The sequence below is a fragment of the Streptomyces sp. NPDC056580 genome, from assembly GCF_042793175.1.
Taxonomy (GTDB): Bacteria; Actinomycetota; Actinomycetes; order Streptomycetales; family Streptomycetaceae; genus Streptomyces.
Window position 1 is genome coordinate 253,351 of the sequence record NZ_JBHTVE010000015.1, and the last position, 8,925, is coordinate 262,275.

General features: G+C 72.7%; 11 protein-coding genes. 9 read left to right on the plus strand and 2 right to left on the minus strand.

Annotated elements, in window-relative coordinates; genetic code table 11:
• The first annotated feature begins 33 nt into the window (after positions 1-33).
• From ACFQ9Z_RS30850 to ACFQ9Z_RS30880, 7 genes are read left to right on the plus strand one after another with little or no spacing between them, the layout of a single operon-like run.
• Complete coding sequence (locus ACFQ9Z_RS30850) at positions 34-294, plus strand: gas vesicle protein GvpG (protein ID WP_383026407.1); 261 nt, start codon at positions 34-36, stop codon at positions 292-294.
• On the plus strand, positions 294-917 hold the full coding sequence (locus ACFQ9Z_RS30855; protein ID WP_383026411.1) for a DNA primase: 624 nt from the start codon (positions 294-296) through the stop codon (positions 915-917). Before ACFQ9Z_RS30850 ends, ACFQ9Z_RS30855 begins: the two co-directional genes overlap by 1 nt.
• Positions 914-2,200: an SRPBCC family protein gene (locus tag ACFQ9Z_RS30860; RefSeq protein WP_383026414.1), complete on the plus strand. Its 1,287-nt coding sequence runs from the start codon at positions 914-916 to the stop codon at positions 2,198-2,200. The genes ACFQ9Z_RS30855 and ACFQ9Z_RS30860 overlap by 4 nt, the downstream gene beginning before the upstream one ends.
• Positions 2,197-2,547: a gas vesicle protein gene (locus ACFQ9Z_RS30865; protein WP_143638820.1), complete on the plus strand. Its 351-nt coding sequence runs from the start codon at positions 2,197-2,199 to the stop codon at positions 2,545-2,547. Before ACFQ9Z_RS30860 ends, ACFQ9Z_RS30865 begins: the two co-directional genes overlap by 4 nt.
• Complete coding sequence (locus ACFQ9Z_RS30870) at positions 2,544-3,299, plus strand: GvpL/GvpF family gas vesicle protein (RefSeq protein ID WP_383026421.1); 756 nt, start codon at positions 2,544-2,546, stop codon at positions 3,297-3,299. The genes ACFQ9Z_RS30865 and ACFQ9Z_RS30870 overlap by 4 nt, the downstream gene beginning before the upstream one ends.
• Entirely contained in the window at positions 3,296-3,484 is a 189-nt protein-coding gene (locus tag ACFQ9Z_RS30875) for a gas vesicle protein (protein ID WP_143638825.1), read from the plus strand. The genes ACFQ9Z_RS30870 and ACFQ9Z_RS30875 overlap by 4 nt, the downstream gene beginning before the upstream one ends.
• Entirely contained in the window at positions 3,481-3,762 is a 282-nt protein-coding gene (locus ACFQ9Z_RS30880) for a gas vesicle protein K (protein WP_143638827.1), read from the plus strand. The genes ACFQ9Z_RS30875 and ACFQ9Z_RS30880 overlap by 4 nt, the downstream gene beginning before the upstream one ends.
• A gap of 34 nt (positions 3,763-3,796) precedes the next feature.
• Here the strand turns inward: ACFQ9Z_RS30880 and ACFQ9Z_RS30885 are convergent, their stop codons facing one another.
• Positions 3,797-4,618: a class I SAM-dependent methyltransferase gene (locus tag ACFQ9Z_RS30885; protein WP_383026428.1), complete on the minus strand. Its 822-nt coding sequence runs from the start codon at positions 4,616-4,618 to the stop codon at positions 3,797-3,799.
• A gap of 154 nt (positions 4,619-4,772) precedes the next feature.
• Positions 4,773-6,257, minus strand: a complete 1,485-nt coding sequence (locus ACFQ9Z_RS30890) for a bifunctional phosphatase PAP2/diacylglycerol kinase family protein (RefSeq protein ID WP_383026434.1) — start codon at positions 6,255-6,257, stop codon at positions 4,773-4,775.
• A 97-nt stretch (positions 6,258-6,354) separates the two neighbouring features.
• Here ACFQ9Z_RS30890 and ACFQ9Z_RS30895 point away from each other — a divergent pair, with 97 nt between their 5' ends.
• Together ACFQ9Z_RS30895 and ACFQ9Z_RS30900 are read left to right on the plus strand one after the other, a co-directional pair.
• A complete protein-coding gene (locus ACFQ9Z_RS30895; RefSeq protein WP_383026437.1) occupies positions 6,355-7,008 on the plus strand; it encodes a histidine phosphatase family protein in 654 nt (217 codons plus the stop codon).
• A gap of 42 nt (positions 7,009-7,050) precedes the next feature.
• Entirely contained in the window at positions 7,051-8,670 is a 1,620-nt protein-coding gene (locus ACFQ9Z_RS30900) for an ABC-F family ATP-binding cassette domain-containing protein (protein ID WP_383026443.1), read from the plus strand.
• Positions 8,671-8,925 lie beyond the last annotated feature (255 nt).

Here is an 8,925-nt window from a genome sequence, read left to right on the forward strand (position 1 = left end):
GGCGGCCAGGCCCGAACGGAAAGGAGGGACATCGTGGGACTGATCAGCGAGGTGCTGCTGCTGCCGTTCGCACCGGTCCGCGGCGCCGGATGGGCGATCAAACAGGTGTACCAAGAGGCGGAGCGCATCTACTACGACCCCGCCACCGTACGGGCCGAACTCGCCCGCCTCGAGGAGGAACTGGAGGCAGGCGAGATCAGCGAGGAGGAGTTCGACCGACGCGAGGACGAACTGCTCGACCGGCTGGAGACCGCCCTGCGCTCCGGCGAAACCACAGCCAACGGGACGACGTGATGAATCGAACGGGACTAGGTCTCGCCATCGGGGCCGGATACCTCCTGGGACGTACGAAGAAACTGAAGATGGCCCTGGCGGTCGGCTCCCTGGTGGCCGGCAAGAAGCTGAACCTCAGTCCGCGGGGCCTCGCCGAGCTGCTCAACCAGCAGCTCCGGGACAACCCGCAGTTCAAGGAGATCGGGGACCAGCTCCGCCAGGATCTGCGCGGCGTCGGCAAGGCCGCCACCGGGTCCATGGCCGAGCGCCAGATGAGCGCGCTCGCCGACCGGCTGCACGGCCGCACCAGCGCGGTGCGCGACCAGTTGTCCGGTGTGGTGCCCGGCGGCAAGTCCGAGTCGGAGGAGCCGGAAGAGCCGGAGGAGCCGGAGGACGAGGACGACGGAGGCCGAAAGGGCTCCGCCGGGCGGGAGGACGACAGGCCCCGCCGTGAGGCGGCCGCGAAGAAGGCCCCCGCGAAGAAGTCGCCCGCCAAGAAGGCGGCGGCGAAGAGCACGGCAGGCCGGACGGCCGCCAAGAAGGCGGGCGCGGCCCGCGGAACGGTCACGAAGAAGACGGCCGCGGCCGGCGGCGACAACCGCGCAGGCCGGTCCCGGCAGTCGAAGGGCGGCGAAGACCGATGACCGAGACCGTCGGATCCGCGACGTCCGCCGCCGGCAAGGCCGCGGGCGGAGCGACCAAGAGCAATCCACTGACGGATCTGGCGCACAGCGAGGCGGCGGAACGGCTCAAGGCCGAGGTACAGGACTACCTGAGCGCCCAGGCGCAGAAGCTGCTGGTCGGCTTCGGCCGCAAGCTCGGCCAGACCACGGGCAAGCTCAACGACATAGCCGAGGGCAACAGCCCGGGCTTCGCCAAGCTCGCCCTCGACGCCGGCCGCAAGGTCGCCGAGGGCAAGGGGCCGCTGCGTTCCGCGCTCGAACTCGGGGCCTCGCACGCCAAGGACACCGTCATGGGCAAGCTGAAGGGCCTCGGGGGCGGCAAGAAGGGCAAGAAGGGCGGGGGCAACAAGCCGACCGTCATCATCGAGTCCCTCGACGTCGGCGTGCCCGTGCGCACCGCCTACGATCAGTGGACCCAGTACCAGGACTTCAGCAACTTCACCAAGGGCGTGAAGAGCGCGAGCCGCGTCGACGACACGCACTCCGACTGGAAGGGCAAGATCTTCTGGTCCACCCGGAGCTGGAAGGGCAACACCGTCGAGCAGATCCCCGACTACAAGATCCAGTGGACGTCGGAGGGCGCCAAGGGCACCACGAAGGGCGTCGTCACCTTCCACCGGCTCGACGAGAACCTCACCCGCATCCTCCTGGTCATGGAGTACTACCCGAGCGGCCTCTTCGAGAAGACGGGCAACATCTGGCGCGCCCAGGGCCGCCGGGTCCGGCTCGACTTCAAGCACTTCGCCCGTCACATCTCCCTCAAGGGCGAGGCGGAGGACGGCTGGCGCGGCGAGATCCGCGACGGCGAGGTGGTCCGCAGCCACGAGGACGCGGTGGCGGAGGAAGAGGAGTCCGAGCAGGAGGAGGGCGAAGAGCCCGAGGAGGGCGAGCAGCCCGAGCAGGAAGAGGGCGAGGAGCCCGAGGAGGAAGAGGGCGAGGAGCCCGAGGAGCAGGAGGAGGGCGAGGAGCCCCAGGGGTCCGAGGAGGAGTCCGAGCAGGAAGAGCCGGAGGAGGGCCAGGAACCCGAGGAGGGCGAGGAGCCCGCCGCCGAGGACGAGGAGCCCTACGAGGACGAGGAAGAGGGCGAGGAGGAGCCGGAAGAGGACGAGGAAGAGGGCCCGTACGAGGACGAGCTCGACGAGGAATCCGACGAGGAGCCCCGGGAGGGATCTGAGGAGGAGCCCGAAGAGGAGTACGAGGACGAAGAGGAACCCGAGCACACCGGGGGCGGGAGCCGTCGATGACGACCCCCAGCCGTTTTCCCGAGCCCTACGGCCAGGGCGGCGGGGCCAACCTCGCCGACATCCTGGAACGGGTGCTCGACAAGGGTGTCGTCATCGCCGGCGACATCCGGATCAACCTGCTCGACATCGAACTGCTCACCATCAAGCTCCGGCTGATCGTCGCCTCGGTCGACAAGGCCAAGGAGATGGGCATCGACTGGTGGGAGACAGACCCGGCCCTCTCCTCCCGCGCCCGGCACAACGAGCTCGCCCGTGAGAACGCCGAGCTCAGGGAGCGGCTGGAGAGGCTGCAGGAACTGGCGCCCGGCAGTGTGCCGGACAGCGTGCCGGAGGAGGAGGCCAAGTGAGCGCACTGCGGTACGTCTACGCCGTCTGCCGCCCCCTCGACGCGCCCCTGCAGGCCGAGCTGACCGGCATCGGGGGAGCCCCGCCGGCGCTGCTGCACCACCACGGGCTGGTCGCGGTCGTCAGCACGGTGCCGGAGGCGGAGTTCGGCGAGCAGGCGCTGCGCGCCCGGCTGGAGGACCTGGACTGGCTGAGCGCGACCGCCCGCGCCCACCAGGGCGTGATCGCCGCGCTCAGCACCGTCACCACCCCGCTGCCGCTGCGGCTCGCGACCGTGTTCCGGGACGACAGCGGCATCCGGGCGATGATCGAGGCCCGGGAGGACGACTTCCGGCGCGCCCTCGACCGGCTCGAGGGCCGGGTGGAGTGGGGCGTGAAGGTGTTCGTGGAGTCCGAGCCGGCGGAGCCCGCCGCCGCGGCGGCCAAACCGGCCAGCGGCCGGGACTACCTGCGCAGCCGCAGGCGGCACAGCGAGGCGCACGAGGAGCGGTGGCAGCGGGCGGAGGCGTTCGCCCGGGACCTGCACGAGCGGCTCACCCGGCAGTCCGAGGACGTCCGGTTGCATCCGGCGCAGAATCCCGCGCTGTCCGGGGCGTCGGGACAGAACGTGCTCAACGCGGCCTACCTGGTACCGAGGGCGAGCTGTGAGGAGTTCGTGGAACTGGTGGACCGCACCAAGGACGAGACGCCCGGCATCCGGGTGGAGCTCACCGGTCCCTGGGCCGCGTACTCGTTCAGTGGGGAGGAAGCGTGACCGTCGTCGAGCGGCGTGAGATCGCTCTCGTGGACCTGCTGGACCGGCTCCTGGCCGGCGGAGTCGTCATCACCGGGGACCTGACGCTGCGGATTGCGGACGTCGACCTCGTCCGCATCGATCTCAACGCGCTGATCAGCTCCGTGAACGAGACGGTGCCCTCACCCTTCGAGGAGTTGCTGTGACCGCCCCCAAGCGGCTCGACCTGGAGCCCGACACGGTCGAACGCGACCTGGTCAAGCTGGTGCTGACCGTGGTGGAACTGCTGCGCCAGCTCATGGAACGGCAGGCGGTGCGCCGCTTCGACACCGGTGAGCTGACCGAGGACCAGGAGGAGCGGATCGGGCTCACCCTGATGCTCCTGGAGGAGCGGATGGCGGAACTGAGGGACCGCTACGGGCTGCGGCCCGAGGACCTGAACCTGGACCTCGGGCCGCTGGGCCCGCTGCTGCCCCGCCAGTGAGCCGGGCGGCGCCGTTGCCGTGCGGTGGCCTTGGTCAGGCCGCCTTGCGGCACAGGATCTCGCCGTGCAGGACGCCGAACCAGGCGTCCTCCCGCAGGCCCCACTCGCGCCAGGCCGCCGACGCCGCCCGCAGCCGCTCCGGTGTGGCGTGGCCGCCCCGCACGGCCCGGTCGGCGTAGTCGGAGTCCACCGTGCGCTCGGCCCACAGCCCGCTCCACCAGGCCCGCTCCTCGGCGGTGGCGAACGTCCAGGTGCTGGAGGTGGCCGTGATGTCCGACAGCCCCGCGGCCAGCGCCCAGGCCCGCAGCCGGCGGCCGGCGTCCGGCTCGCCGCCGTTGGCCCGGGCGACCGCCTCGTACAGGTCCAGCCAGTCGTCCAGGCCGGGCAGCGCCGGGTACCAGGTCATCGCCGCGTAGTCGGCGTCGCGGACCGCGATGTACCCGCCGGGCTTCGTCACCCGGTGCATCTCGCGCAGCGCCGCCACCGGGTCGCCCACGTGCTGGAGCACCTGGTGGGCGTGGACCACGCAGAACGTGTCGTCGGCGTAGTCCAGGGCGTGGACGTCGGCGACCGTGAAGTCCACGTTGGCCAGGCCCCGCGCCTCGGCGGTCGCCCGGGCCCGCTCCAGGATCGCGGGGGCGCGGTCGGCGCCGGTGACGTGCCCCTGCGGGACCAGCGCGGCCAGATCGGCGGTGATGGTGCCGGGACCGCAGCCGATGTCCAGGATCCGCATGTGCGGTTTCAGCACGCCGAGCAGATAGGCCGCGGAGTTGGCGGCGGTCCGCCAGGTGTGCGACCTCAGCACCGACTCGTGGTGCCCGTGCGTGTAGACGGCGGTGTCCTGCGCTCTCGGCATGGCTGTGCCCCTTCGCCCCTCGTCGACGTCACCGGCGGCGGAGCCCTGCGCCCCGGCGCGCGGTACGCCGAACGGTACGCGCCCCGGCCGAATGATGAGACCTGCGTTTCATGATCTGGGACGGGCGCGTCGTGCCGCCGGACGGGCGGGGCGGTCAGGAGAGCGGCCGGTACACCGTCAGAGCCTCCGGCAGCTTCTCCACCAGGACGTCCCCGCCCACCTCGACGACCTCGCCGTCGTACGCCAGCGGCGTGCCGGCGGCGAGACCGGTCAGCCGCAGCCGGCTCACCTGGACCGCCGCGTGGGCCGGGGACCGGGTGAGTGGGCCGGCCGCGGCGGCCGCCAGCAGGCGCAGCGCGGGCCGGCGGCTGCCGTGCACCACCCGCACGTCCAGCAGCCCGTCCGCCAGATCGGTCCGGCGGCCGGGCGCCAGGCCCATCCGGTGGTAGATCCCGTTGCCCACGAACAGCAGCCACAGGGGGTGGCGCTTGCCGCGCAGCTCCACCGTCAGCGGGTGCCGGTCGGCGCGCAGCACCTTCATCGCGCCCAGCATCCCGGCCGGCCAGCCGCCGATCCGGGACGACCAGCGGTCCCGCTCGCGCACCAGCTCCGGGTAGACGCCGAGGCTGAAGGTGTTCAGGAACAGCCCCTCGTGGTCGCCCGCCACGAACCGGCCGACGTCCACCCGGACCGCCTCGCCCGCCCGGACGGCGTCGGCCAGGCTCCGCTCGTCCTCCACGCCCAGGTCGTAGGCGAAGTGGTTCAGCGTGCCGCCGGGCAGCACCGCCAGCGGCAGACCGCGCCGCAGGGCCACCCCGGCGGCCGTGTTCACCGTCCCGTCGCCCCCGCACACCCCGAGCACCCGGGCCCGCGCGGCGGCCTTCTCCAGCTCCTCCTTGACGTCCTCGGGCGCGCACTCCACGAGCTCCGCCCCGGGCAGCGCCTCGTGCAGCACCCGCACCCGGTCCGAGGTGCCCGACGCACGGTTGGCGACCAGCACCAGGCCCTCGCCATCGAGCAGCGCCGGCGCCTCGGTACGGGGCCGCGGCGGCGGCGCGACCTGGGTACGGGTCGGCACCAGAGCGCGCACCGCGAACGCGGCGCCCGCGCCCAGCGCCGCTCCCGCCAGCACGTCGCTCGGGTAGTGCACGCCCGTGTAGACGCGTGACATCGCCACGGAGAACGCCACCGGCGCCACCACCGCGCCCCACCGCGGCGACTCCAGGGCCACACCCGTGGCGAAGGCGGCCGCCGAGGCGGCGTGGCCGGAGGGGAAGGAGGTGGTGATCGGCTGCCGCTTGAGCTGCCGCGACAGCGGCACCGAGTCCAGCACCGGCCGGGCTCGGCGCACCGACCGCTTGCCGAGGGTGTTGATGGCCAGCGAGGCCACGCTCAGCGAGGCCACGCCCCGGGTGGCGGCCCGCCGGGCCCGCGGCGAACGGCTCGCCGCGATCGCGGCGGCCGTCGCGAACCACAGCACTCCGTGGTTCGCGCTCCGGCTGAGCCGGGGCAGCACCCGCTCGGCGCCGGGCCAGTGCCGGGTGGCCGCCAGCTCGAACAGCCGGCAGTCGTACTCCAGCAGCTTGGACAGGACGCGGAGGCGGGGCCTCGGGACGGTGAGGTCGACGTCTGGGCTCATAGACGTCCGGTTACCCTGAAGCCGCCGCTTCTTGTGCCCGGACACGCCGGTCACCGGCCTGCGCTCCGCCCGACGGGCGCGTGAGGAGACACCCCGGATGCGCCTGCTGCTGGTCCGCCACGGCCAGACCCCCTCCAACGTCGGCCGGCTGCTGGACACCGCCGTGCCCGGCCCGGGGCTCACCCCGCTCGGCGAGCGGCAGGCCGCCGCACTGCCCGGGGCGCTCGCCGGCGAGGACATCGAGGCCGTCTACGCGTCCACCCTGCTGCGCACCCGGCTCACCGCGGCCCCGCTGGCCGCCGTCCGGGGCCTGGAGGTGATCGTCCGGGACGGCATCCGCGAGGTGACCGCGGGCGACCTGGAGATGCTGCCCGGGGACTCCCCGCGGGGCGAGCTCTACCTGCGCACGGTCTTCGCCTGGGCCGCCGGTGACACCGCGGCCCGCATCCCCGGCGGGGAGAGCGGCGAGGAGACCCTCGCCCGGTACGACGCGGTGGTCGCCGAGGCCGCCGCGAGCGGCGCCGCGACCGTCGCCATGATCAGCCACGGCGCCGCGATCCGCCTGTGGACCGCGGCCCGGGCCGCTAACGTCGACGTCGGGTTCGCCGCGGCCCGCCCGTTGCGCAACACCGGCGTCGTCGTCCTGGAGGGTTCCCCGTCCGACGGCTGGAAGGCGCTGGCCTGGGAGGGCGCGACGGTGGAACCGGCGGGGGAGGGCGGCCCGGCGGGCGAAGCGGTCGGCGCCGGATAACGGTTTGCCCCGGCGCGCGGGCGGCACACAGAATGCCTCCTCATGGGACATCTGGAAGCCGCGCACCTCGAGTACCACCTACCCGACGGCAGGACGCTGCTCGGCGATGTCTCCTTCCGGGTCGGCGAGGGCACGGCCGTCGCCCTGGTCGGCCCCAACGGCGCCGGCAAGACGACCCTGCTCCGGCTGATCTCCGGCGAGCTGAAGCCGCACGGCGGCACGGTGACCGTCAGCGGCGGCCTCGGCGTGATGCGCCAGTTCGTGGGCTCCGTACGGGACGAGACGACCGTGCGCGACCTGCTCGTCTCCGTCGCCCCGCCCCGTATCCGCGAGGCGGCGCTGGCCGTGGACCGGGCCGAGCACGCCATCATGACCGTCGACGACGAGGCCGCCCAGCTCGGCTACGCGCAGGCCCTCGCCGACTGGGCCGAGGTGCGCGGCTACGAGGCCGAGACCCTGTGGGACATGTGCACCACCGCGGCCCTCGGCATGCCCTACGAGCGGGCCCAGTGGCGGCAGGTGCGCACCCTCTCCGGCGGAGAGCAGAAACGCCTCGTCCTGGAGGCGCTGCTGCGCGGCACCGACGAGGTGCTGCTGCTCGACGAGCCGGACAACTACCTCGACGTGCCCGGCAAGCGCTGGCTGGAGGAGCAGCTCAGGGAGACCCGCAAGACGGTCCTGTTCGTCTCCCACGACCGGGAACTGCTCGCCCGCGCCGCCGAGCGGATCGTCTCCGTGGAGCCGGGCCCGGCCGGCGCCGACGCCTGGGTGCACGGCGGCGGCTTCGCCACCTACCACGAGGCGCGCCGCGAGCGCTTCGCCCGCTTCGAGGAGCTGCGCCGCCGCTGGGACGAGAAGCACGCCCAGCTCAAGAAGCTCGTGATCAACCTCCGCCAGGCCGCCGCCGTCAGCCACGAGATGGCATCGCGCTACCAGGCCGCCCAGACCAGGCTGCGCAAGTTCGAGGAGGCGGGACCGCCGCCCGAGCCGCCGCGCGAGCAGGACATCACCATGCGCCTGAAGGGCGGACGCACCGGGGTGCGCGCCGTCACCTGCGCGAATCTCGAGCTGACCGGTCTGATGAAACCGTTCGACCTGGAGGTCTTCTACGGCGAACGGGTCGCCGTGCTCGGCTCCAACGGCTCCGGCAAGTCGCACTTCCTGCGGCTGCTGGCCGGCGGGGAGGTGGCGCACACGGGGGAGTGGAAGCTCGGGGCGCGCGTCGTGCCCGGCCACTTCGCGCAGACCCACGCCCACCCCGAACTCGTCGGCCGCACGCTGCTGGACATCCTGTGGAAGGAGCACGCCCAGGACCGGGGCGCCGCCATGTCCCGGCTGCGCCGCTACGAGCTGACCGGCCAGGCCGAGCAGTCCTTCGACCGGCTCTCCGGCGGCCAGCAGGCCCGCTTCCAGATCCTCCTGCTGGAACTGCAGGGCGTCACCGCCCTGCTGCTGGACGAGCCCACCGACAACCTCGACCTGGAGTCCGCCGAGGCTCTCCAGGAGGGGCTGGAGGCGTTCGAGGGCACCGTGCTCGCGGTCACCCACGACCGCTGGTTCGCCCGCTCCTTCGACCGCTTCCTGGTCTTCGGCAGCGACGGCCGGGTCCGCGAGACGCCCGAGCCGGTCTGGGACGAGCGCCGGGTGGAACGCGCCCGCTAGTGCTGTGACCGGAAAGGTTCACCGGCTCGCGGCGTCCGGCACGGCACCTCGCGGCGTTGTCGCATCACCCGAGTACATCCAGTACGCGGATGATGCTCCGCCTTGCGACGCACCGCACCGGACGCCGCGAGCTTTCCGGCAAACCTTTCCGGCCACAGCACTAGTGTGATGCGCCAGAAATCCTGAGGGTTAGTTACTACCCTGTTGCCATGTCGCATCCTGGGCCTTCTGCTGTGGAGATCACGCTGTCCGAGG